This window comes from Phycisphaerae bacterium (assembly GCA_041652575.1).
In the GTDB taxonomy this organism is placed as follows: Bacteria; Planctomycetota; Phycisphaerae; order Sedimentisphaerales; family UBA12454; genus UBA12454.
Genome location: JBAZHC010000019.1, coordinates 1 through 25,032, shown reverse-complemented (window position 1 = coordinate 25,032; position 25,032 = coordinate 1). Strand labels below are relative to the sequence as shown.

The window sequence follows — 25,032 nt, the reverse complement described above, 5'->3', positions numbered from 1 at the left end:
AAAAGCGGAATTTCACAATCACTGCGAAACTGTAACAACCGGCGGTTCTTCAATTTCCTGGCCGGTTTGTTTATGAGTAATGAAACGGCAGTAAAACCATTTGACGAAGCCGCTGGCCGCAAAGCCGCAGAAAACAAAAGCTAATGCGATTTCAAAACAATAAACTATGCTTACCACAATCGCTATCGACCATAAAAGATAGGCAAAGGGCTTTCGGCCGCGAACAAGCTGATTAACAAGATGAGGATATTTAATCCGGCTGACCATTAAAATCGCAGCGGCCAGTGCCGCGAAAGGAAGAACGGCTATGATAATGTTATGGCTAAGCCCGGCAAAAAATGTGTATTCTTCGCTGAGCTTTTTTATTATATCCTGATTGAGAATGACAAGGCTGGCAATTACTCCTGCCGCTGCAGGCGATGGAAGACCTGAAAAATTCATATGGCTCGCCTCGTCCTCTTCGTTTTCAACATTGAAACGCGCAAGACGAATGGCGGCACAACTGATATATATCGCAGCGGCCAGCCACAGGAATCTATAAACAAAAACATCGAAGGCCGGATGAATGCTGACCCTGCTTTCGACTACCCGCAGCATTAGAAACGCCGGCGCTACGCCGAAGCTGATTACATCGCACAGACTATCGAGCTGACCGCCGAAACTGCTGGTGCTCTGGCTTATACGGGCCAAATGACCGTCGAGCATATCGGCAATCATCGCGAAAAAAATCATATAGCCTGCCATCGAGAAAAACGGAAATTGTTTATGATAGACATCGAGACCGGAAAGGTCGGCCTGACCGGCCTTGGCTGCGAAGACTATCGCGGCAAAACCGCAGGTGCCGTTGATGAGAGTAACCAGCGAAGGCAATATGGCGATATATTTGAGCCTGTGCCTGCGGACGTTCCGCAATAGGCCGCGTCTGGGTCGTTCTGATTTGTTAACCGATTCTGTCATATTGAGCAAGTATCGATAAGCCCGCGTTTACCTTGTCGCCTTTTTTAACGGTTATTTTAGCTGAGCTTTCGGCAGGCAAATAAAGTTCAGTTCTCGACCCGAATTTTATCATTCCGAAAATGGCTCCGCCAGTAAATTCCTGACCCTGCTCGGCGTCGCAGACAATTCGCCTTGCGATTGCCCCGCTTATCTGACGGACAAGCATCTTATCATTGGGGTTTTTCTGGCGGGTCATTGCTATGTTGTTGCTCTCATTGACTTTACCGCTATCGGGATTAAGGGCGTTTATAAACCTGCCTTTGTGATAGGTAATATTTTCTATTCTGACGGCACAGGGCGTTCTATTGATATGGACGCTGAAAATACTCAAAAATATGCCTATTCTGGTCGCTTTTCCGTCGATAAAGCTCGGCTCATCGACAATTTCGATATCGCTTATCGTGCCATCGGCCGGCGAAAGGATTAAATCGTCCCCTGCCGGTACCCGGCGATACGGGTCGCGGAAAAAGGACAACATCCAGATTAAAACAACCGCCAAAACAGCTTCAATTATCCAAAACAGGACAATATTGACCGCTGCCAAAGCGATTGCTATGACCATCGCAACAGCGCACAGGCCGGGATAAATCGCAACCTGCGGCAAACCATATTTTGTTATTGGTATTCTCATAAATTAGCCACAGAGAAAATATTATTATAGCCACAGAGCTCACAGAGGCCACAGAGAAATATACATTAAAAATCAAAAATAACAAGGCATAGAAACAATTTCCGGATTGATTTATGATATTTATCGAGGTATAATCCCCATTGTATTATTTTTAGCTAAGAGTAGATATGGTTAGTTCCAACAAATCAGGCAATTCAGAATTCACTGCACCATGGGGAACTTTACTTAAAATACTAACTGCTGTTTTGACAATAATTCTCATCGGAATTTCTTATATAGGTTTTTCTTCAGGCCGACAAGGCAGTATCGTCACAATCTTTGTGCCGCTGGCAATTCTCATCATTTCATCATTTTTCATTATCCGCGGATATATATTAACTGATAACACTCTGTTAATTCAGCGGCTCGGCTGGAATACAAAAATAAATTTATCCGAATTGAAATCAGCAGAAATCGACCCGACAGCAATGGCAAAATCCTTGCGAACATTTGGCAACGGAGGCATGTTCTGCTTCGCAGGATTGTTTTACAATAAAAAACTTGGCTCTTACAGAGCATTCGCTACCGATTTCAAAAAAGCCGTGATTCTAAGATTTCCGAATCGTACCATAGTAGTAACACCGAATGAACCTGAAAAATTCGTAATGAAAATCAAGGAATTTAGTCGGTTATAAAATGTAACCGACTGGAATTAGAATCCACTGACAAAAAAATGGGCGGGAAATAATATAAATAATAGAAAGGAATCTCATGGCAAATTACCTCGCAGTTGCAGGAACGAACTCAAAATACAAACAGCCTGGTGCAAACCCTGCAGGATTTTGGGCAGGATTATGGCATGGGCTGATAGCGCCCATTACTTTCATCATCAGTCTGTTCAATTCGAATGTCAGTATGTATGAAACGAACAACAATGGCAGATGGTATGAATTTGGTTTCCTGATTGGAGTATCAAGCACGCTTGGAGGCGGTGGCGCATCCGCAAATAGGACTTGACTAATTGGGGCAAAATAGTTACCTTCTTTTTCCCGTAAAGAAATAGTTTTCGGTATAAGTTTAGAGATTCGGTTTCCTACCCCCTAAACCCTATACCCTAACCCCTGAATAAGAAAGGAATAATAAGATGTTTACGACAATAGTTGACGTTAGAGCACGAGAAATCCTCGATTCACGAGGCAATCCGACCGTAGAAGTCGATGTTACGCTCGAAGACGGCTCGTTCGGCAGAGCCGCCGTTCCGTCCGGAGCAAGTACAGGAGCCCACGAGGCGGTCGAACTTCGCGATACAAAGGCCAAACGATATATGGGCAAAGGCACACTCGGCGCGGTGAATAATGTTAATACAAAAATCGCTCCCGAAGTTATCGGCTGCGAAGCCCTGGCCCAGGAAGAAATCGACAGGCTCATGATTGAGCTTGACGGCACAAAGAACAAGGCAAAATTCGGCGCAAATGCAATCCTCGGCGTTTCACTCGCAGTCGCCAAAGCCGCCGCAGCTTCTGTCGGCCTGCCGCTTTACAGATATCTGGGCGGATGCAACGCGAACGTTCTGCCTGTTCCGATGATGAACATCCTCAACGGCGGAAAGCACGCCGACAACAACGTCGATTTCCAGGAATTTATGGTTATGCCTATCGGCGCAGTAAATTTCCCCGAGGCACTGAGAATGGGCGCTGAAGTTTTCCATACCCTTAAAGGTGTATTGAAGAAAAAAGGCTATAACACATCTGTCGGCGATGAAGGCGGATTCGCACCGTCGCTGAAGTCAAACGATGAGGCAATCGAGGTAATTCTCGACGCAATAAAGAAGGCAGGCTACAAGGCAGGAAAACAAATAGCCATTGCTCTCGACCCTGCGGCAACAGAACTGTGGGACGAAAGCGCAAAGAAATATAAATTCTTCAAATCAGCTCCGAATAAGAAAATATCATCAGACGATATGGCAAAGCACTGGGCAGGCTGGATTAACAAATATCCGATCGTCAGCCTTGAAGACGGCCTTGCCGAAGACGATTGGGCAGGCTGGACCAAACTGACCCAGACTGTCGGCGACAAATGCCAGCTCGTAGGCGACGATTTATTCGTTACCAACACCGAGCGTCTTGCCAAAGGCATCAAGATGGGCGCAGCGAACTCGATTCTTATCAAATTAAATCAGATAGGCACTCTGACAGAAACATTTGAAGCGATTAATATGGCCAAGAGAGCAGGCTGGACGGCAGTTATAAGCCATCGCAGCGGCGAAACGGAAGACAGCACAATCGCAGATTTAGCGGTAGCAACCGGTATCGGCCAGATTAAGACAGGCTCGGCCTGCAGAACCGACAGAATCTGTAAGTACAACCAGCTTCTCAGGATTCACGAAGAACTCGGCAGCGCGGCACAGTACGGCTCGTTCCTGTTTGAGTAACCGCGGATTACGCGGAAATTAAAAAACACAAAAACCCTCGGTCAATAAACCGGGGGTTTTTATTTGTATTTACAATAAAATCTTTTTCAGCGGATTTTAATAGTGGCCAGGGCAAGGGCCGCAAATGCCGCGGCCAAAAGCCAGAATCGCACCACAACCTGCGGCTCAGACCAGCCGCCAAGATGAAAATGATGATGAATCGGTGCGCATCGAAACAATCTTTTTCCGCCGGTGTAGCGGAAATATCCAACCTGCAAAACCACGCTCGCAAGCTCCATCACGAACACGCCGCCGATAATTAAAAGCAAAACTTCGTTTCTTGTAACCAGGGCGCCATAGCCCATCGCCGCGCCAAGCGGCAGTGAGCCGACATCGCCCATAAACGCCTGAGCCGGGTGACAATTGAACCATAGAAAACCCATCGTCGCTCCGAGGATAGACGAATAGAATATACTTAGTTCGCCTGAGTGCGGAATATGCGGCAGGAGAAGATAACCGGCCCATGTCATTGACGAAGTTCTCGTCATCGACTCCGACGCCATATAGCAAAGCAGTACCAGCGTTATACTCGCAATCGCGACGCAGCCGGCCGCCAGTCCGTCCATTCCATCTGTCAAATTAACCGCGTTGCTCGTCGCTGAAATATAAAATATCGCGATAAGAACAAACAGCCAGCCGGTTATTGGAATGCCGTATTTGTAAAACGGCAGCCAGAACCGTGTCGCATCCGGTATTTTCTGAACGTCGAAATACAAAAACGTCGCGATAAGAACCGCCCCGCCGAACTGGAACGCCAGTTTCTCCCACGGCTTGAGGCCGTTCCTGCTGCGCTGACGGATTTTGCTCGTCAGTTTAAGCCAGTCGTCGGCGGCGCCTATTCCGCCAAACCATATCATCAGGATTATCGCCTTCTGCACAAACGGATTATTTAGTTTGGCCCACAGTAGAGTTCCCGCCATAACGGCTATGAGAATAATAAGTCCGCCCATCGTGGGAGTATTTTCTTTTTCCTTGTTGAGCGCGTTCAGTTTTTCGTGATGAAACTCAGGTCTGTCGCCGATTTTTTTCCGCATCAGCCAGCGGATAATTTTCGGGCCCAAAAACCACGCGACTACAAGACTTGTAAGAGCCGCCATTATGCACCTGAAGAGCACTTCCTGCCAAGCGTAAAAACCCAGTGAACGGGTTGCGAAATCTTCTAAAAATGAAAGTAAATGGTAAATCATATTCTTTATTATTGTCCGATAAAAAGTCCCTTTAACTTGTCAATAACCGCTTCAAAACGCTCACTGCGAGAAGCTTTGACCAGTATTATATCGTCAGGTTTGATAAATTTATGCAGATTATCGCAAAGCTGTGCGGTATTTTCGAATATGCCGACCGAAATGTCATAATCGGCGTGTTTTTCGGCAGTCCGGCCGGCGACGGCACAGTCGCCTTTCGTAGTCAGCAGGACAGGTATTTTATACTGAACGATTTTTTCGCCAAGCTGGGCGTGAAGTCTTTCGCTCTGGCCGCCGAGTTCGCCCATTTTTCCGCAAATAAAGACGGCTCTTTTCCCCTGCTGCTGGGCCATCAGCGACAGGGTTTCGAGTGCGTTGGCCATCGAGCCGGGATTGGCGTTGTAACAGTCGCAAAGTACAGAGCATTCGCCAAGCTTCAAAAGTTCGAGCCGCATATCGACAGGTTTTATCGAGACAAGAGCATCGGCGAACTGAGAAGCTGAAACGCCGAGACTTTTACAGACCGCCCATGCCGCCATAGCGTTTTCAACATTCGCCCTGCCGGCAAGCGGCAAATTCACCGTAACATTATCGATAACAAAAATGCTTTTATCGCCCGAAAGCTTAAAATCCGGCATCTCAAAAGTTTCAAAGGATAATTTTTTATCCCGGCAATAATCGACAAGATTTTTTATCGAGCCGTTAATGAAAAATTTTCCGCCTGCTCTTAAACCTGCCGTTATAGAAACCTTTTCCTTTATTATAACATCTATGGTTCCGAAACCTTCCAGATGAGCAGGACATATCGTTGTTATAACGGCAATATCGGGTTGGATTATTTTTGTAAGCTGCTCTATTTCGCCGGGATGATTGCTGCCAAGCTCTGAAATCAAGATTTCGGCATCCTGGGGGGCATCCAATATCGTAAGCGGAACGCCGATATTGTTATTGAAGCTCTTCGGCGATGAAAAACATTTAAAACTATTTTTTAGAACATGATTGATTATGTTCTTTGTAGTCGTTTTTCCCGCCGAGCCTGTAACAGCTATAACCTTATACGACGAATTTTCTCTCACATACCGCGCAAGACTTCCGAGAGCTGCAATCGTATCATCGACAGGCAGCAAAGGTTTTTCGCCGGAGATTTGTTTTTGTACCGTCGCGCAGGATGCGCCGTTTTCGAAAGCCTGGCTGATAAAATCATGGCCGTCGTGATTTGCTCCCTTAATCGCGAAAAACATACAACCCTGCGGTATTTTTCTCGAGTCGATGCTCACACTTGAGATTTGAAATTTCAGATTTGAAATTTCAGATGTCTCTGTATTTATGATTTCAGCAATTTTTTTTATGGATAGTGGTTTCACTGCAGGAACTTTAATGCCGTTTCAATATCGCTGAAGTGAAGTTTTTCCGTACCGATAATCTGATAATTTTCATGTCCCTTACCGGCAATAAGAATTATATCGTTCGCCTTGGCGTTTTGTATTGCTTCGGCGATTGCCTTTTCCCTGTCCGGCTGAACGGTAATATCATCAGCCTGCGGGTTGACAAAACCTGTAAGTATATCATCTATTATCGCCGATGCTTTTTCAGTTCTCGGATTATCGCTGGTAACAAAAATTCTGTCGGCGAACTGCTGGGCGGCCTGTGCCATTCGCGGTCTTTTGGTCTTGTCCCTGTCGCCGCCGCAGCCGAAAACAACTATCAGACTGCCCCTGCACAACGGTTTGAGCGTCGAAAGGACATGTTTCAGGGCGTCATCGGTATGGGCATAATCCACAAGTACGGTAAAGTCCTTCGAGCAGGAAACTTTTTCCAGTCTTCCCGGCACTTTGGCAAGTTTTGACAGTCCCTTTGCGATTGTTTTAAGGTCGAATCCTGCGCCAATCGCCAGTCCCGCCGCGGCAAGGTGATTGCTCAGATTATGTTCGCCGATGAGAGGAGAAGAAAGCTTGACCTTTTCTCCTCTGAATGAAATCTCGAAAACCGTACCGTTTATATCCATCGAAATCATCCGGGCGGTCAAATCGGCTTCTGTCGAAAGCGAATAGAATATTTTATTCGCCTTTGTGGCGGCGGCAATTTGTTCAAATACCGGGTCGTCTTTGTTTATTACCGCTGTCGCTTCAGGCGAAAGATTCTCGAACAGCCTCAGCTTGGCCGCCAGGTACGCTTCCATTGTCTTGTGATAATCGAGATGGTCGCCTGTAAAATTCGTAAACGCCGCGGCGGCGAAATCTATTCCCGCAAGCCGATTCTGCTCTATCGCGTGGCTGCTGGCCTCCATAATCATATATTCCGAACCTGCACCTGCCATTTTGTCGGCAAGCGAGGCAAGCTCAAGGGCGTTCGGAGTCGTCATAGATGCTTCGATTTTATCTTCGCCGCTGCCCATATCGACTGTTACAGTCCCTATAAGGCCGCACTTTTTGCCGGTACCGGTTACAATCGAGCGAACCATATATGTCGTAGTCGTTTTGCCGTTGGTGCCGGTAACGGCGAGGTTGACCAGCTTGCTGTTCGGATAGTTGTAATATGCCTGAGACAAAAGGCCCAGAGCTTTTGTCGTATCTTCTGTTTGTATAACCTCGGCCGAGGCAACGGCTACCGGCTTTTGCGATACGATATATCTGGCCCCTGCGACAGCAGCCTGGCCGATAAAGTCATGGCCGTCAGTGCGCGTGCCTTTTACCGCCACGAAGATGTCGCCCTGCCGAAGATTTCTCGAATCGGCACAAACCCTGGGCCGCCAGACCAGAGGTTTTTTCTCTACAAGTTTCAATAACTGTTCTAATGTCACTGTTCCGCCTTCAAATCCAGATAATAAACCGGTACTGAACGCAGCCGAAAGAATAACACAAGTCTGTATTTTAACAAATGATTTTATTCAATATCAATAGTAAAGAATGTATAATTAAAAATTATGCCGGACAAGAGAAAACATAGAGGCTCTCATCCGCAGGACAGCCTTCCGTTCTGTCGGGAAAATATCCCCTCCCGGCGACAATGTCGTTCCTGACGGCGCAAAGCGATGGTTCAATCTCGCGGCACATATAATAAAGAAAAACCTCCTGTCGGCCAAAATAATCGATTTTTCACAGCCTGCCGGGGTAAATTTTTTATAAGCACGCCCTATAATTTGGCGCATTGAAACCCAATTTCAGTTTTTATCATCTTTTAATGCATCTATTAAGGCATTAGCCTTTAAAAAAACCGCAAATTCTGCTATAATAGGGGAAAAGAAAACTACTATGATGGGGTAAAATATGTTTTATTCAAAAGGCGGGCTGCTGCGTTACACTCTTCTTATCGTTTCATTGGCAATATGGCTTTTCATAGGCCGGTTTTTTCTGGCCATGAACTCAGTCATTGATTTGGTTCACTTTTCGTCTATTCCGCTGGTTCTGTCGTATCTGCTGATTTTCCGACCGCCAAATATCAAAAAAAGTTTTATGCCTTATGGTTTTTTATTCATCTTTATCACCCTGCTTGTGACGGCTTATCTGATTGCTTTTTCAAAAACAATGCCTCATGTGCGGATTAACTGGGCCGAGCTGCCTATTGCGGTGTATTTTCTGCTTTCTGTTTACGCGATTCTGTGGCTGCTGGACAAATTCATCAACCGGATTCTCTTAATCGTTCTCGGAACAAATCAAAAAAACAAAATAACAAAAAACACTGCGAAAACTGTTTTTCGTTTTGCCATTCTGATTTTCGCGGTAATACCATATCTGGTCGCGGTTTTTACAACTCACTGGATAAAATTTACGGATGCCGCCAGCCCGAAAAAGCTGATGGATATGGAATACCGTCAGGTTTACTTTAACGCCAAAGACGGCGCAAGGCTCGACGGCTGGTTCATTCCTTCATCAACGCGTGTATCGGATTCCTCGGTAATAATCGTCCCCGGACGAAGTCCGACGAAAAATCTTTTCCTGTCTTATGCAAAAATACTCAGCGACACCGGCTACAATGTATTTTTGTTCGACCTTCGCGGCAACGGCAACAGCAGCGGACACAAATACAGTTTTGGAATCGATGAAGCCGGCGATGTCCTGGGTGCGATTGATTATCTTAAAAACAACCGCCCGGAATCGAGCAGATACGTTTTTGGATTCGGCATCAACGAAGGCGCATCCGCTCTTATCGCCGCAGCGTCCGAAGATGAACGTTTCACGGGAGTGGTAATCGACAACGCTTCGGGTTACGATGTCTCTTTACCGGAATGGGTGTCAGATTATCTGCCGGGCTGGATGGAAAAGACTTTATCGAAAACCATCAGGTCGATTGTTTTTGCCGATATCGGTCAGTCTGCATTGGGAACAGAGGGACTATATGAAAAGATTTCCCAGATAAGCCCCTGCCCTGTTCTCGTCGCAAACAGTTTTAAAAGCGATAAATCCGGCCGGCAGGAAACTGTCGACCTCTATACGAAGGCAAAGAATCCCAAAATGCTGTGGCTGACTCCTCCGCAGACAGAAGAAGGTTTTAATATTGGCACTCAACAGCAATATTTTCAGAATATTCTCGAACTGTTCGAATTCGGCAGAGCAAAACAGCAGTCAGGCCGCTGGAGAATCAGCAGAAACGGCTAACTGCCGAAAGTGTTCGGCGCACGCTGTATACCATCGTCTGACCCCGCAACAAAAGGACGTACAGTTACGGTGTAGTTATACAACCACTTGAAAGGGAAAAGAGTAAAATAATCCGATTTTCTCGTATAAGTTATTACGTATTTTTCATCGCCGTCTTCACCAACCGGCACCCAGTAAGACTTGGAAGCAAAACCTGTGTACGGATAACCCGTTTCAGAAAGTGTCAGTGCCCATGAAAGCGCCCGGACACTGCCGTCATAATATGTTTTTTGAGCCTGAAGATGTTTTTCCAGCCTTAAATTTGTCCCCATCTGCCGGGTAACGCCCATCCACATAATCAGTACAAGCAGAAGAAACATCATAGTTCCCGCCAGCGCATATCCTTTGTATCTGTATTTTTTTTTCATAGTTCGTTCCTCTTACGGAGGACTCCAGCGAAATACGAGTTCACGGCTGAAAGGCTGGTCGTTGTTGTAACTACGCGCCGAAAATTCAAGCGTAATCTGCCAGAGATTTGAGCCTTCCGGATTCTCTTCCACTGAAAAATTTGATACGCAATCGGCAATAGCGAAATCTGTTCCTTCCGAAACGTCACGGCGATAAAGATTGGAGTCATCCGGACTTTCACGGTAATAATATATATTCCCGTTAATAATAAGCTGGCTGCCGCCGGAAATTTCAGTGGCAGAACCAAAATCATAAGACAGATTTTGCATCGTCAAACGTCCTTCACGCAGCAGACGTTCTCTGGCAATCAAATCTGTAATACACGGCGAAAACCATTTCCAGAACTGGGCGACAATCATCATTACGATAATCATAAGGACGGACACAACCAGCAGTTCCATAATCGTGAAACCTTTTCTGCGCCCACATCGTAATGTCGATAGCGTTTTATTAATATCACTGCTCCACATGAATATTGACAACTGCCGTGTTAAGGTCGAAATCCATAGCAGGCGAGGATGTCATCGCAACACTGTAATCTCCCACATCGTTGCCGTCTACCTGCGGCGTCCAGGGAACCTGGCCGGGAGTCTGCTTTATTTCCGCCGGCGATCCAAGTTGTTTCATCCATTGGTTGGATTGACTTACAATATAATAAGTCGAAACCGGCAAACTGCTCTGTTCAATATAGTCGACCTGCCGCGAATAAACTTTGAACAGGCCGGCAAAACCCCAAAGCCCGATTGCCAGTATTACCATAGTTACCTGCAGCTCTAAAAAACTGAAAGCCCGGCCGAAACGCTTTATAGTATGATATTTATATTTTTGCCGTCTCATTGTTTATTCCAGCGTAAGAGGTGAAAGGGTAAAACCGTCATCTTTGCTTATTTGGCCGGACAGTTCTCCCAGTTCGTCTACCTGAATCTGCCCGCTCCATACACCGCTGCCGCTTCTCGTAGCCGAAGCCGCAAAAGAACTGATCCCTGCGGAATCAATATCATAAACATATATGGAATTCGGGTCAATTTGCGTCCGGGCAAGTGATGAACTTATTAAATCCTCATCTTCGAGCGTAGTCAGACTGGCGGCAAATGTATGATTTTTAAGCCAGTACGCTCTTTGGGCCGACCAGATTGTTTTTAAATTCCCCGCGGCAGAATCCAGCCGGGCCTGTTCGATCGCCTTGGTATATATCGGCGCTGCCATAGCGGCCAAAATACAAATGATAACCATCGCGATGCACACTTCCACGAGCGTGTAACCATTTTTGATTTTTGGTTTTTTGTAGTCTGCGCATTTCACAACTCTTTACCTCTTGCGCCATTTGTGCAGTTTTGGCTGTTCAATCTGGTCAATAATTTCCCTGACGGGTTTTCGCGAAGGTGCTATTTCACTGTATATTTTCTCTTTAAGCTCAATAGCTTCCGTATAATCCGGATATAATTCCAAAGCAGACTCCAGTTCTTTGAGCGCCGCGGCGTTTCTGCCTTGTGCATAATTTACAGCGCCCTTTTCATAACTATCCTGGGCCAATCTCATTCTATTCAATGGATTAAGCTGCTTTTTAGCGCCGCTGATTTTCCGTCCAACGTCTTCCGACCTTTCAATGCCCATAGTCTGCGAAGGCTCGCCAATGATATGCGGAGTCAAAAGTACAATAACCTCTTCGCGCCTTCCTTCATCGGCAGTACTGCTGAAAGCAGTGCCTACAACAGGAAGATTGCCGAGCAAAGGAACCTGTGTTTTTTTGTTGCTAACCGTGTTTCTAAAAAGTCCGCCAATTATTATTGTTTCGCCGTCTTTAACTATAATATTCGAAACTAATTCGGCTGATGTCTCATCCGGCACCGATGACGTACCTATATTTCTGATTACCGCGGAACTGTCTTTTGGATGAATATCCATTCGTATGTAGCCGTCATTTCCTATATACGGCCTGAATGATAATTTCGTACCCGTGTCAAGGAATTCAATTGTTTGAGTAGTCGATGTATCCGTCTGCGTAACAGCAGATTGATATGCGACTTTTGTTCCAATATAAACCTGTCCAAGCTGCTTGTTTGTCGCAAGTATTTTCGGATTGGCCAGTATAGTTACATCGGTAATTTCCTCAACTGCCCTGATAAATACCGCAACATCGTCTCTTACAACTCCGACCGACAATCCGCCCGTAAGAGCGCTCGAGCCTATTTTTGTGTCAGTTCCATAAAAATCGAAAATGTCGGGAGCCCCGGGAGTCAATTCCAACGCTACATTTTTGAGATTTCTCCAGTCAATTCCAAACTGCGTGCCATCTGTAAGGGCTGCCGTCATAATTGTCGCTTCGATAAGAACCTGCTTGGGCCTGATATCTATGGCGGCTATTATTTGTTCAATCTGCGTTATTTGTTCAGGATAGTCGTAAACTACCATCATATCATTAATGGCAAGGGCGTCTCCTCCGCCTACGCCGCCGATTGTATCACTGTCCGGCATAGTCGTCACCGCAGCGGTCGTTATTTCTATTTTGCCGCTGCTGCTCATTACAGGCGTAACCATTTTTTTGGCCTCGGCTGCGGTAATATAATATAAAGTAAACACTTTACATACCATTCCGCTGCTGTCCGGTTTAACTTTACTGTTGTCCCCGGCAGTATAAACTTTGATTAGATTCCCCTGCTCCTGATATTCGAACTCTTCTCCGAGAATCGCGCTCATCGCCTCTTCGAAGCTCACATTATTCAGCTTCGTGAAAGCGATATTGCCCGAAACTTTCGAAGTTGGAACAATATTTTTGCCGTACCTGACGCCCAAAAGTTGCAGAGCATCGGATATCGGCATATTTCTCATAAATATCAGCGATTGTATATTAGATTGAATACTGCCGAGATTCGGAGACAGATTGGCGGATTTAGGCTTTATATCCGAGGCTTCTTTTATTATCAATTCTTCATCTGGCTCGATAGGGTTATTTTCTACAGGTTTGTCAACACTCGCAATCCGGCTGTTATTGGAAACTTCATTATTGTCATTGGCTTCAGCCGCAGCAGACGATTTGAAGGCTTCTATTATAGCGGCTACCTGGTTACTGTCGACCGTCATCTGGCTATCCTCGGCAATTTTAACTTTTTTATCTACCAACTTACTGCTCTTGCTCTTAACAGATTTTTTATTCCCGGTATTGGACAAGGTCGAAGAAGCGGATAATTTCGGCAGACTTGCCGGCCGGTTGCCGTCTGAAACATGGTTACTATCGGTAACTTTAGTTTTCTTCTTTGCAGGCTTGCTGCTTTTAACAGTCTTTTTAGTCTTTATATTAGATGAAGCAGACAGAACAGGTTTTTTGGCCGGGGTTGAATACAAAATCAGCGCAACGGTCAAAACCAACAGTACAACTGCCGCAGCAATTATGACTTTTCGTTTACCGTCTTTCGTTGACATAACAGATTGTAGTTTATCTTTTATATTCACACTTTATCTTTAATTTCCGCTAAACTTCCTTTTTGCAAATCTGTTCGTATAAATCCGGATGGTCAGATGCTTTAATAAGCATATCGAACTGAACGCCCATAATTCCGCCATCCTGTTCAGGTTTTGACCATTTAACAGTACCGCTAATCAGGACAGGGTCAACATTCTCGCCGCCGTCCAGCCAGACCTGTATTTGAACATGATGTTCTTTTTGAAAAAGTTTCCTGGAATAAAATCCTATACCCATAACACTTATATCTATGCCGTTACCCTCGAACTTATGACCGGTGTTCATATCCAGCACCATAAGTTTATGAGTAAACGGCACACGTGCATAAGTACGTCTTTCCACAAAAGATACATTTTGATTTTGTTTCATCGGCTCTATCATTTAATGGACTCCTCCGGCCATTTGGAACATCGGCAGATAAATCGAAGTCAATATCACAGCGACACTTACGCCCATTCCGAGAATCACGATTGGCTCAATCATTCCGGTAATACGCTCGGCTATATCCTTAACTTTAGTTCGATAATACATCGACACCTGGTCAAGCACTTTTGCCAGTTCGCCTGATTCCTCTCCGACCTTGACCATCGAGATAACCATAGATGTAAACAGTCTTGACTCTTCCATCGCCGGCGCCAATCCTACACCGCTGGACACTCTTTGCTGGATTTTGTGCATCGCTTCCCTGTAAACGGTATTGTTATGAAATACTCCCTGCAGTGAACTTATCGTCTCCATTAACGGCAGACCGCTGTGCATGAAAAGAACCATATTGGTTGCGAATTTTTCCATATTCACATACACGATGCATTCACCAATCATCGGCACTGTCAGCATAAACTGATCCAGTAAGTGTTTGCCTTTGTCGGTCCTTAAATATGCACGGATACAGAAGATTGCAACAGCAATGCATGCAAACATCATTAGTCCTTTTTTCTGAAGAAACTCTGATGCATCCACAACCGCCTGCGTAATGCCCGGCAGTTTTGAACCGGCATCCGTAAAGAACGCGGTAAATACAGGAACAACCTTCCACAGCATTATCACTACGGCCAGAATCGCCACGATGGTCATTATGCACGGATATACCATAGCAGAGATAACCTTACTTCTCATTTCCTTGCTGGCTTCAATGTATGTGGTAAGAGAAGTCAGAACCTGTGTAAGCTGTCCGCTTAGTTCGCCGGTTTTGATAACTTCTATCCATTGACGCTCGAATACTTTCGGAAATTCCCCTGCCGCCTGGTGAAGCGAAGTGCCGGCGGAGACCCTTTCCGCGATTGTACTGATAACCTTCTGCATCTTCTGACTTTGTGTCTGACGGGAAGCTATCTGCAATGCTTCGAGCAGCGGCGTACCGGCAGCGAACAGAGTCGTAAGATGATGGAAAAACTGCATCTTATCGTCCTGCTTGATACCGGGATGCAGCTTGGACGATATCCGTATGTGCTTCTGCACCCACGAAAGTCCGGAGCTGTTTGTCACTTGCTGGTCCATTTATAAGCCGCCTGAAATAATATATCTTTTCACGCTGCACCCGCAGCTACTGTTTCTTCGAGGACTTTATCCTCTTCTATTTCCTTACTTGAACCTTCTTCTTCCGCCTCCTCCATACAGGTACTTAAAACTTCTTCCAGACTTGTCAGTCCTTCCTGTACCTTATTCAGCCCGGCGTCGAGCAGCAGCATAAATTTTTCCTTTCGTGCCTGTGCACGCAGTTCGTTCAGGGCGCTGCCGCCGCTTATCATATCTCTAAGCTTGGCCGTTATAGGTACAACTTCAAAAAGTCCGACTCGTCCGCTGTATCCGCCGCCTCTGCAATCCTCGCAGCCTTTCGGGCGGAAATATTCCTTGTCGGGGTCGAGATGCCATTTCCTGAGAGTTTCTTTATCCACCTGATATTTTTCTTTGCACTTCTGGCAGAGACGTCTTACAAGTCTTTGAGCCTCGACGACTCGAAGTGCCGAGGCAAGTAGAAATTTTTCAACGCCCATATCCGCAAGACGGTTTATAGCCGCCAAAGCATCATTTGTGTGAAGCGTAGAAAGAACCATATGGCCTGTCAATGCCGCTCTAAGGCAAATCTGTGCCGTTTCCTGGTCTCTGACTTCGCCGACCATTATTATGTCCGGGTCCTGCCGCAAAAATGCCCTCAATGCCGCGGCAAACGTCAAACCTACCTGGCTTCGGACATGTACCTGATTCATACCGTCGAACTTATATTCCACCGGGTCCTCGACTGTCATTATGTTGACATCAGGCTGATTGATTAAATTCAGCACGCTGTACAGCGTTGTCGATTTTCCGCTTCCTGTCGGGCCGGTAACAAGCAGCAGGCCATGAGGACTTTCGGCAGCGGTTTTAAAATCGTCCGCCTGTTTTTGTGAAAAGCCCAGCTTGGTCAGGTCTTTGGGTATTACGCCCTTGGACAAAATACGCATAACCATCTTTTCGCCGAAAACCGTCGGCACTGTGTTAACACGCAAATCTATTCTCTTATCGCCCATCTTCAGGGCTATGGCTCCGTCCTGCGGGATACGTCTTTCGGCAATATCCATTTTGGCCAGAATTTTCAATCTGCTTATCATCGGAACGTACATAGGTCTTGGCGGAGGAGAAATTTCGTTCAATTCTCCGTCAATCCTGAACCGAACCTTGAAATTCTTTTCAAACGGTTCGATATGAATATCGCTTGCGCCATTCTCTACTGCCGATGACAGTACATGGTTAACAAGCCTTATCACCTGGCTGTCGCGTCCCTTGGATATCGGGTGGTCCAGGTCCACGATTTCTTCGACATCTTCATCGCTGTCTTTTAGCTGTCCGGCACTTTGGACTTTTGCTTCAGAGGCGATTTCCTTTACAATGTCGCGTGTTCCGAACATTTCACCGAGACAGTCGTCAATCGCAGAACAAGTCGCTATAACAGGCTGCGCGACAAGACCGGTTGACAACTGAATTCGTTCAAATAATCTAAAATCTGTCGGATTCGCAAGGGCCACCATAACGGTACCATCTTCCACGCGTAACGGCACAAAATGGTTCTCCCGGCAAACCGATTCGCCGATCTTTTCAGCCATTTCCTTGTCTGCGACAAGCGGCTCATTCATATCCGCCAGCGGTATCATAAGTTCTTCACTATAGGCCGTCGCTATATCAGCTTCTGTAGCGATATTTAAAACAATCAATGCTTCATCTACTGCGGAGCCTGACTTATTGATGGCCTCACGAATACTGTTGAGGTCTTCCTGTTTAATCAGGCCTCGCTTCATAAGAAGCTGAATCAAAAGCGGCTGGTCTGTCGTAAAGGCTTTATTCATTGCCCGAACTCCTTTTCCGCTTCAGTCGCAGAAATAGCCGCCTGAATATCATTGCTATCATTGGTATCATTGTAATTGTCTGTTATTCTTAGAACTTTCCGAATTCCATCACGAGTCAGAACCACTGATTCATCATCTATTGAGCTAACCTGCCATGGCTCTCCCGAATCCGACAGATTGACAGATGAATCGACGCCATAGACTTCGCCGCCGATTAAAGCCAGATTCTGACCATCAGAGCCGCCGAGTATTCCCATCAGCTTTTCCGAGAAAGCGGGATTTTTACTATTATCATCGCTGCCGCCAACCTGTCTGGATACGACCGGAGATATATTGTTCCAGCTCGATGCAAACGGGTCTCTATCAATCGGGCTGGCACGATTCTCCGGTTCAATAAGTACCGGCGATATCATTTTCTTTGTAATAACTGGTATGTTCTTATTCTCTGCGGCTTTAGTCGATACAGGCTCATTCAGCGAAGAGTATGCAAGGTATCCGATAACCCCGATAATAATAAACACCGCAAATCTATTTAGCATTTCCATCATTATTTCGGCACAATTCCAAGAACAAGAATTTTCAATAACAGGCCGCTCGATCTTTGCTCGATCTGCAGCGTATCGATTCGAACAAGACGCGGCGAACTTTCTACCCACTCAACATATTTTTTAAGTTCGGCGAAAGTACCCTCGATTTCCATCGACAAGGCCGCGGCCCGGTACGGACCGACCTTGCGCTGCTGCTTAGACTCCATTCCCTTCAGTTTGACCGGAAATTTCCTCATACCGTCAAGCAGATATTGAACCCATTCATTTGTGTCGGATTTTTCTCCGATAATTGAATGAAAAATCTCAACCTGCTTTTGAAGCTTTTCATGTTCCATAATACAGCTATTACGTTCTTTTTCCGACGAAAGAAGTTTTTTGCTTTTCTTGATTTCCTTGGAAAGAGGCATATAAACCAGAACTATAGTCAGGACAAGCAAGCCGCCCATTGTGGCAAGACGCATCTTCACGGGACTGCCAAGATGCCGCTCAAACAGAGCCTTGTATCGCATAATTTTCTCTTTATCCAGACCAAGATCCATAATACTTATCCTTCAGAACCGCCTTTTTCTTGTTTCTTGCCTTTTGCAGACTTATCCGGCGAAGCCATAACCGTAAACGTTGCTACGTCACTGTCGCCCTGACGCCGCCATTTTATATCTGCCAATTGAACGTTTGGAAAATCTCTCTGCAGCAAATCAACTTTTTTTAATGATTCCATAAAAGCCTCTATATCTTCCGGTGATGCCCGGCCCTTATCAAATAAAGTCATTCCTCGCAGCGACATGGACCTGTTTATCTTTTTTCGTCCGGCCACTTTCTTCGACGAATCCGCATATTCACACACCGCCCAGATATTGGAAATACTCACGTTGGGAGGAAGCCGGGTCGGCAAATCACGTAAATAATCGCTCCAGATTATTCGCGTCGAAAGAAATTTTTCTACCGCCTGTGTCTCTGTCAGAAGAGATAACTTTTCGCTGGCAAGCTCTCTTGTAGTTTTCTTTTGAGCCCATTTGTATGCCGCATTCTGTTTCTTGAAATTGATATAGCTCTCGGTTAACCTCGAAGTTCTTTGCCACATCATAAAGGCCATACAGCAGGCCGCAAATACTACCATTGCCGCAAGTTTCCAGGGGAACATCTGTTTTAAGGTTGGCTTGGGCCGTAATTCACGGAAGATATCAAATTGTGTTACCTCTCTGTGTCGGGCCGACATCGCCAGGCTGTGGCTGAATTGGAAATCGGCAAATTCCGGGCCTTCGACTGCTGCTGTTTCGATGCCAAATCTGTCATAAACTTCCTGGCCAAATTTTCCCGCCTTCGGCCCTTCCAGAACTATTCCATCAACCATCGGCCGGAACAGAGTCACGGTACTTTGTATCAAAATGCTTCTTATGGCGGATTCTATTTTGTCCATAGGCTCTGATTGCGAAAACGCGAATATTTTCCAGCACATAATATTTTTCTCAACAACCAGCACTGCTAATCCGCCGGTTTCATTGAGAAATATATGTATCAAAACTTTCCAGCTTTTGCTTTTCTTAGGCAGCTTTGCTGAAAATGCCGCCATGGCCCACGGCGTAGGTTTCAATGAAAAATGCTTAAAACCTGCCTGACCAATTGCATTATAAAGTCCCTTGGAATTTTCTTTTTGGCATACGCCCACGCTCCACAACTGGCCTGCGGATGATTTCACTTTGTTTATTTTGAAATAGTCGGCAACAACTTCGTTTCGTTCTTCTGCTGTGCGGAATCCCGCATAATCGAGAAGCTTGTCGCGAAGCTGTTCCTGTTGTTCGCACTCTGCCGCTGATGTTATGAAAAAAGCCTGTTCAGGTTTAAGACCCAAACAAACCGGAGTGTTTTTACCGCCGCGATTTTTTATGTATTCCTGCAGTATGTTCGACAGTGACTGGACCGGGTCCTCGTCACCAATTTCAAATGATTGCTGATTAAGCGTAGCCAGACCCTTGATCGTATTACCAACATCAGTAATACTTACACGGTCACCGTGAAAATACACACCGATGGCCCGGCCCCAACACAGTTTTTCCAGTATACCTGACATAAGGCTCATTCCCTGGCACCATAAAATTTGTTGTACAACACGTTCAGCCAACTAACGTAACTTATTGTCAATATGGGCTGTTACGTCTAAATCGACACAATAAAAAAACGACTTAACATGATGCTGTGCCGTTGCAGTAAAAATGCGTTTTTTGCATAGTTTTAATTATTATAAGACCCTCAAAATTGCCCAAATTAACAAAAATGAAACTATGGTCCGAAAAAAAGTGGATTTATTGCCAGATTTTTTTTAAAGATGTTTAGTTCCGATAAATAAATAATGCCGCAAAGTTTCGCGTCGGGTCGTTGTCGGTACACATAAAAGCAGCAAAAAAAACACATATTAGGAAATTTTATGCAAAAAAGTCGATTTTTTGTGTAACCTTTACGCTGGTCAGTTACATTTAATATCAACAGAAGATAAAACAGCAATGGCAGAAAATCTTTATGGATAAAGAGCGGGAAATGATAGAAAAATGGTTTCTAACCTATGCAGACAGTGTCTATGCGTTTGTTTATACAAGAGTTGAAAAAAACCGGCAAACGGCCGCTGATGTACTGCAGGCAACCTTTTTAGAGGCTCTTGAAAATATTAACAAATACCAGTCTTCAAAGGGCACTGTCCTGACCTGGCTGATACTGCTGAGCAGGAACCATATCAAAAACGCGCTAAGGCAAAAAGAAAAATTCGCAAATTTCTCGCCGGATAGCGGCGATGGCGAACTTACGGCAGTTATCGAAAAAATCGCAGACGAACCGCTGCCGGATGAAATAATCGAAAAGCAGGAAACGGCAGAACTTGTACAGATAACTCTGGCAGGCCTGCCGGAAAAATACAGGGATGTGCTTAACCAGTTTTACTGCCGGCAAAAAATGATTAAACAAATCGCAGAAGACAACAGGCAAAGCAAAATTGTGGTAAAAATCACTCTCCACAGGGCAAGAAACGCCTTTAAAAAAGCTTTCCTGAAAAATTCAAAATCACTGCACAGTCCCTGCTGTTCCGAAAGGCGGACATTATGAAAAAACGAAATCATCTCGATGAAAATCTGAAAAAACTGCTCGGCATGGCAGAACCGGAACAATCACTGCCGGCAGATACGAAAAAAGAAATTATGGAAAATTTATTGAGGAACGCTGATATGAAAGAAAACACTGGAAAATCATCGGTCATTTCATTTAAATTCAAAATCGCCGCCGCAATCGCAGCGATAATTATTATAATTTGCGGTATTTGCCTTTTGAATAAACCTGCGGAGGACAAAAACACTCCGGAGCAACTCCTCACGAAAGAAGTCGAAAAAAAGCAAATCACGCTTCCCGATGAAATTAAAACGGCTGATACTAAAAATGAAATTGTGCCGTCTATCGACGTCGCAAAACTTGCCGCCGCAGGCGATATAAACGGCCTTATAGCCGTTCTTAACACCGCCAGTAACGAAACCAAAGTCGTCGCCGCGAATTATCTTGCGAAAATGGGAGCCGCCGGCGCCGTAGAGGCCCTTAAAAAAGAGGCTGATAACTGGCAGCAAAGCGGCGAAAATCCCTTTGCCGAAGCTGTTAAAAAAATCCAGGCCGTAAAAAATGCAAAACCCGCCCCTGCCGTAAAAGAATCAAATGAGCCGAACAGTATCAGTAAAACAATTAATCCCGGCGACCCGAATGACCCCAATAACTGGCCGTTCGTGGAAATCTGGGTTATAGACAAACAAACCGATGAAGCAATTAAAGATGCCAGGGTCAAAGGGGCAGGCAAGAAAATATCCGTCACAGACTCAAATGGATATTGCAAAGTAACACTTGGGAAGAAAAAGGAAGATTATTTTTCCGTTTCTGTTGAGAAAGAAGGGTTCGTACCGTTATATTTCAACTGGGGCAAAGAAGTAGATAGAGTCATACCGAAGGAATATGAGTTCTACCTTGAAAAAGGAACCGTAATGGGGGGCATTGTCAGAAACGACCAGAATGAGCCGGTCAAAGACGCTCATATCACAATAAATCTTTACACGCCCGAAGAAAATCGGAAAACCGGCCCCTGGCAGAGATTAAATGATTACACCATCACAACCGACGCCGATGGAAAATGGCAATGCGATATGCTGCCCGCAGAATTGCTGGAAGGACAGCAAATCGGCTTCCGAATCACCCATTCAGATTACGCAGACAATAGATTCTGGATACGGCAAAGCAATACTTCGGAACTTCAAATGCTGCAAAACAGGGAATTTGTTATTACCGTAAAGAAGGGAGCGGCGATTTACGGTTATGTTTTAGACAATGCAAACAGACCCATAGCAAAAGCATCGGTATTTATCGGCGAAGACCGCTACAACCCGGACAACCTCAAAACAAAAACCAACGACAGCGGCTATTATGAATTTGCCCACGCAAAACAGGGATTTAATGTTCTTACTGTACTGGCGAATGGTTACGCCCCGGATATGAAAGAACTGAATGTCCTGGACGCTGCACAAGCCGAAGATTTTGTTCTTGCACCGGCCAATACTATTCGCGGCCGCGTTGTCGATGTAAACGGCAATCCGGTTGCCAACACCTCTCTTAATGCCGATGAATGGAGAGGCTATCGAATGGTTAACTGGAACGGCAAAACTGACAATGACGGCAGATTTGTATGGAATGAAGCACCGGCCGATGCGGTTAAATTTGATTTCTATAAACAGGGGTATATGTCCTCAAGAAATAATATATTCACTGCCGGCCAAAAGGAATATGAAATTGTTTTATATCCGCCCTTGGTAATATCCGGAACTGTTACAATTGCACAGACTAATGAGCCGGTAAAAGATTTCACCATTACAAAAGGTTTGAAGTTTTCCGAAAATGACAACAGAATACATTGGGAAACAGGTAATATGTATGCCGTAAAGCACTTCACGGACGGCAAATATGAATTCCAAATTACAAGTCCCTATTACAGGCATATTTTAAAAGTCGAGACTGCGGACGGAAGATATGCCGTGTCGCGATTATTTGACAATAATGAAGGTACTGTAAAATATGATTTTGTTATCGGCAAAGAGGAGGCAAATAAACTGGCCGGTGCCGTTTACAATCCTGACGGCAAAGCGGGTGAAGGAGTAACAGTTTATTTAGTCAGAAAAAATTACTGGCTGAATCTGGAAAATGGAAAACAGGACTCTCCGCAGCAAACCGAAAAAGCGATTACCGATTCACAGGGAAAATTTACTTTGCCGGACTGTAATGAAAAATTCAAATTGGTGGCAGTAAGCGATGAAGGTTTTGCGGATGTAAACAGCAGCGAATTTACGCAGGAACCTTCCATATATCTTGAAAAATGGGGCAGGATTGAAGGCGTTGTTTATGTCGGCTCTAAACTTGCCGTCAATCAGGAAATCCGTGCGAACAATTCCGCAAAATATAATAACCGTGATAACATAAATTACCAATATACCAACAGAACGACAACCGACCAGAATGGTAAATTTGTTATGGAAAAAGTCATTCCCGGCCAAAATCAGGTATGCAGAATAATTCACTCTGGCGATTTAGACCGTATGATGAGTACAAACGCGGCAAGGCAGGAAATTAACGTTCTGCCCGACCAGACGACTGAAGTCGTTTTAGGCGGACAAGGCAGAGCGATTATCGGGAAAATTATCTGGCCCGGCGAGGAGTTTTATAAAAAAATGCTCGAAATTATCTCTCACATCCAGCCGCAGCAGATGGCAAACCGGCAGGCATTGATGGAAAAGGCATACAGTTTAGTCGGACAAATTCCAAAGCCGACGAATTTCGATATCATGACCGCAAAACAGTCTATCGAATGGTACAAGAACTGGTCGCAAAGCAGCGATGGAAAAGCTTACTACGCAAAGTTAAATGAAGCTATGCAAAAGGCCGGCGATAAAAAAATCCGCACCAGCTACAGCGGCGTTATAATTGATTCTGACGGCAGTTTCAGGGCCGAAGACATCGAACAAGGCGATTATACAATGACTGTTAATGTTATGGAGAAAAAAGGCAGATACGGACAGGCCGATTATCAAAATCCATTGCTTAACGGTAAGTTTAATTTTACTATACCGCAGGTTGACGAATCGAATATCGACCTGCCTTTGGATTTGGGACAGGTTACGCTGGAGGTAATTTCCGCAAGCCAGGCTCTGCGGGCCGATAGTAATGCCCCTGATTTTACGCTCGAAACGACAATAGCGGGAACAGTAAAATTAGCGGACTTACGCGGTAAATTTGTCGTTCTTGTCTTCTGGAACTGCTCCGGAGTTTTAAACAGTCCTGAAAACGAGGCTAAAATAGACGGCATTTTCGATGCCTATAAAAATTATGGCAGTACCGCTAATGTCGAATTCATAGCGGTATCGATATCAGCAAAATATGCTAAAATTTATCAGGAGATTGCGGAAAAATATCTCCGGGAAAAACAGTGCGCCTGGAAACAGGCGTTTGTTGACTATGGCGAGAATACAATTTTTACAGCTTACAAAATGGGATACAGCCCTGCCGCTGTTGTGTTGATAGGGCCGGATGGAAAAATTGTCGCCTCAGACATAAACGCACAACAACTGATTGATATTCTTAAGTCCAACTAAGCTATCTATTATCCCAACAATAATGATAATATGCTGACTGGCTTTGGTACAAGCGGCTTTGGCGTTACCGCCCCGACATTCAGCTTTAATGCCGCAGGTCCAGGAAGGATTGACGGCCTTGGCAGGCTCAAATCAGCCTTTGAAACCCTTACAAAACCCGACAACTCCACTATTGAACATTCGCTTTCCTTCGGTTATGATAGCCTATAGCAGTTAACTTACGCCAGTATAGGCAATATCGGCGGCAATAGCTGGACAGGAGATTATGATTACCAGAAAAACGGGGATATGAATGAAAGGACAATAAATTCCGGCAGTCCCGACAGCTTCTCTTACCTGGGCAATGAGATGACAGCACTTAACAGCAATAACATCTCTTACGATGAAAACGGCAACCTTAAAACTGAGAACTCAGGACTCAGCACTCAGAACTATGAATACAATTGGGATAACAAACTCCGCTCCGCAGCCATCGGCGCAAATTCAATTAGCATAAAGTACGACCCGGCAGGCAATCGCGTCTATAAATCCTCTGTGTCCTCTGTGAGCTCTGTGGCTCGCAAATATATCGTCGATGTAGTCGGGGATTTACCGGTGATACTGCTTGAACTTGAAACCACGGATAAGCTATGAAACCGGAGCCTCCAAGCTCGGTTATAATACGGGATCGTTATTCAACGTCCCAAAAATTTAACGCGTTCCCGCTTGTTGCGGCTCGCAATAACCTTTTTGCAATGGAGGCTCGT

At 45.2% G+C, this 25,032-nt stretch carries 24 protein-coding genes; 8 read left to right on the top strand and 16 right to left on the bottom strand.

All coding sequences use genetic code 11. The features are described from left to right. Window positions 1-18 precede the first annotated feature (18 nt). Both WC496_11750 and WC496_11745 read right to left on the bottom strand, forming a co-directional pair. The gene (locus WC496_11750; GenBank protein MFA5293689.1) at window positions 19-957 is read right to left on the bottom strand and encodes a phosphatidylcholine/phosphatidylserine synthase; all 939 of its coding nucleotides are present in this window, start codon (window positions 955-957) and stop codon (window positions 19-21) included. Further along, window positions 941-1,627 (bottom strand): phosphatidylserine decarboxylase, encoded by a 687-nt coding sequence (locus tag WC496_11745; GenBank protein MFA5293688.1) that lies wholly within the window; start codon window positions 1,625-1,627, stop codon window positions 941-943. The genes WC496_11750 and WC496_11745 overlap by 17 nt, the downstream gene beginning before the upstream one ends. Before the next feature lie 167 nt (window positions 1,628-1,794). Here WC496_11745 and WC496_11740 point away from each other — a divergent pair, with 167 nt between their 5' ends. The 3 genes from WC496_11740 to eno all read left to right on the top strand — a co-directional run bounded on the left by WC496_11740 (window position 1,795) and on the right by eno (window position 4,037). After that, a complete protein-coding gene (locus WC496_11740; GenBank protein MFA5293687.1) occupies window positions 1,795-2,301 on the top strand; it encodes a PH domain-containing protein in 507 nt (168 codons plus the stop codon). A gap of 76 nt (window positions 2,302-2,377) precedes the next feature. Further along, a complete protein-coding gene (locus WC496_11735; GenBank protein ID MFA5293686.1) occupies window positions 2,378-2,623 on the top strand; it encodes a hypothetical protein in 246 nt (81 codons plus the stop codon). 127 nt (window positions 2,624-2,750) lie between these two features. Continuing rightward, window positions 2,751-4,037, top strand: coding sequence for a phosphopyruvate hydratase (eno, locus tag WC496_11730; GenBank protein MFA5293685.1), 1,287 nt, complete (start codon window positions 2,751-2,753; stop codon window positions 4,035-4,037). Between the two features lie 86 nt (window positions 4,038-4,123). On the opposite strand, the gene mraY is transcribed toward eno, so the two are convergent. The 3 genes from mraY to WC496_11715 form a co-directional block, all read right to left on the bottom strand. After that, entirely contained in the window at window positions 4,124-5,173 is a 1,050-nt protein-coding gene (gene mraY, locus WC496_11725) for a phospho-N-acetylmuramoyl-pentapeptide-transferase (GenBank protein ID MFA5293684.1), read from the bottom strand. 98 nt (window positions 5,174-5,271) lie between these two features. Continuing rightward, window positions 5,272-6,624 (bottom strand): UDP-N-acetylmuramoyl-tripeptide--D-alanyl-D-alanine ligase, encoded by a 1,353-nt coding sequence (gene murF, locus WC496_11720; protein ID MFA5293683.1) that lies wholly within the window; start codon window positions 6,622-6,624, stop codon window positions 5,272-5,274. Continuing rightward, on the bottom strand, window positions 6,621-8,060 hold the full coding sequence (locus tag WC496_11715; protein ID MFA5293682.1) for a UDP-N-acetylmuramoyl-L-alanyl-D-glutamate--2,6-diaminopimelate ligase: 1,440 nt from the start codon (window positions 8,058-8,060) through the stop codon (window positions 6,621-6,623). Before WC496_11715 ends, murF begins: the two co-directional genes overlap by 4 nt. A gap of 466 nt (window positions 8,061-8,526) precedes the next feature. Here WC496_11715 and WC496_11710 point away from each other — a divergent pair, with 466 nt between their 5' ends. Beyond that, on the top strand, window positions 8,527-9,855 hold the full coding sequence (locus tag WC496_11710; protein MFA5293681.1) for an alpha/beta fold hydrolase: 1,329 nt from the start codon (window positions 8,527-8,529) through the stop codon (window positions 9,853-9,855). Here the strand turns inward: WC496_11710 and WC496_11705 are convergent. The 11 genes from WC496_11705 to WC496_11655 are packed head-to-tail and all read right to left on the bottom strand — an operon-like array spanning window position 9,852 to window position 19,698. After that, complete coding sequence (locus WC496_11705; GenBank protein MFA5293680.1) at window positions 9,852-10,262, bottom strand: hypothetical protein; 411 nt, start codon at window positions 10,260-10,262, stop codon at window positions 9,852-9,854. The two genes, WC496_11710 and WC496_11705, sit on opposite strands and share 4 nt — an antisense overlap. 12 nt (window positions 10,263-10,274) lie before the next feature. Continuing rightward, window positions 10,275-10,772 carry a type II secretion system protein gene (locus WC496_11700; protein ID MFA5293679.1) on the bottom strand — a complete coding sequence of 166 codons (498 nt, stop codon included), beginning with the start codon at window positions 10,770-10,772 and terminating at the stop codon, window positions 10,275-10,277. Continuing rightward, window positions 10,759-11,139, bottom strand: coding sequence for a hypothetical protein (locus tag WC496_11695; protein ID MFA5293678.1), 381 nt, complete (start codon window positions 11,137-11,139; stop codon window positions 10,759-10,761). Before WC496_11695 ends, WC496_11700 begins: the two co-directional genes overlap by 14 nt. A gap of 3 nt (window positions 11,140-11,142) precedes the next feature. Next, on the bottom strand, window positions 11,143-11,604 hold the full coding sequence (locus WC496_11690; GenBank protein ID MFA5293677.1) for a prepilin-type N-terminal cleavage/methylation domain-containing protein: 462 nt from the start codon (window positions 11,602-11,604) through the stop codon (window positions 11,143-11,145). A gap of 6 nt (window positions 11,605-11,610) precedes the next feature. After that, on the bottom strand, window positions 11,611-13,752 hold the full coding sequence (locus WC496_11685; protein ID MFA5293676.1) for a hypothetical protein: 2,142 nt from the start codon (window positions 13,750-13,752) through the stop codon (window positions 11,611-11,613). A 19-nt stretch (window positions 13,753-13,771) separates the two neighbouring features. Next, window positions 13,772-14,143: a PilZ domain-containing protein gene (locus tag WC496_11680; GenBank protein ID MFA5293675.1), complete on the bottom strand. Its 372-nt coding sequence runs from the start codon at window positions 14,141-14,143 to the stop codon at window positions 13,772-13,774. Next, window positions 14,144-15,259 (bottom strand): type II secretion system F family protein, encoded by a 1,116-nt coding sequence (locus WC496_11675; protein ID MFA5293674.1) that lies wholly within the window; start codon window positions 15,257-15,259, stop codon window positions 14,144-14,146. Window positions 15,260-15,288: 29 nt separating this feature from the next. Then, window positions 15,289-17,082: an ATPase, T2SS/T4P/T4SS family gene (locus WC496_11670; protein ID MFA5293673.1), complete on the bottom strand. Its 1,794-nt coding sequence runs from the start codon at window positions 17,080-17,082 to the stop codon at window positions 15,289-15,291. After that, window positions 17,079-17,621, bottom strand: a complete 543-nt coding sequence (locus WC496_11665; protein ID MFA5293672.1) for a hypothetical protein — start codon at window positions 17,619-17,621, stop codon at window positions 17,079-17,081. The genes WC496_11670 and WC496_11665 overlap by 4 nt, the downstream gene beginning before the upstream one ends. Window positions 17,622-17,629: 8 nt before the next feature. Further along, the gene (locus WC496_11660) at window positions 17,630-18,169 is read right to left on the bottom strand and encodes a hypothetical protein (protein ID MFA5293671.1); all 540 of its coding nucleotides are present in this window, start codon (window positions 18,167-18,169) and stop codon (window positions 17,630-17,632) included. Window positions 18,170-18,174: 5 nt separating this feature from the next. Next, window positions 18,175-19,698 carry a hypothetical protein gene (locus WC496_11655; protein ID MFA5293670.1) on the bottom strand — a complete coding sequence of 508 codons (1,524 nt, stop codon included), beginning with the start codon at window positions 19,696-19,698 and terminating at the stop codon, window positions 18,175-18,177. Window positions 19,699-20,144: 446 nt separating this feature from the next. Between WC496_11655 and WC496_11650 the strand changes: the two genes are divergently transcribed. From WC496_11650 to WC496_11635, 4 genes are all read left to right on the top strand, one after another. Beyond that, window positions 20,145-20,720: an RNA polymerase sigma factor gene (locus WC496_11650; GenBank protein ID MFA5293669.1), complete on the top strand. Its 576-nt coding sequence runs from the start codon at window positions 20,145-20,147 to the stop codon at window positions 20,718-20,720. Beyond that, window positions 20,717-24,286, top strand: coding sequence for a carboxypeptidase regulatory-like domain-containing protein (locus WC496_11645; GenBank protein MFA5293668.1), 3,570 nt, complete (start codon window positions 20,717-20,719; stop codon window positions 24,284-24,286). The genes WC496_11650 and WC496_11645 overlap by 4 nt, the downstream gene beginning before the upstream one ends. Before the next feature lie 30 nt (window positions 24,287-24,316). Then, the gene (locus tag WC496_11640; GenBank protein ID MFA5293667.1) at window positions 24,317-24,496 is read left to right on the top strand and encodes a hypothetical protein; all 180 of its coding nucleotides are present in this window, start codon (window positions 24,317-24,319) and stop codon (window positions 24,494-24,496) included. Between the two features lie 78 nt (window positions 24,497-24,574). Continuing rightward, the gene (locus WC496_11635) at window positions 24,575-24,919 is read left to right on the top strand and encodes a hypothetical protein (GenBank protein MFA5293666.1); all 345 of its coding nucleotides are present in this window, start codon (window positions 24,575-24,577) and stop codon (window positions 24,917-24,919) included. Window positions 24,920-25,032: the final 113 nt, after the last annotated feature.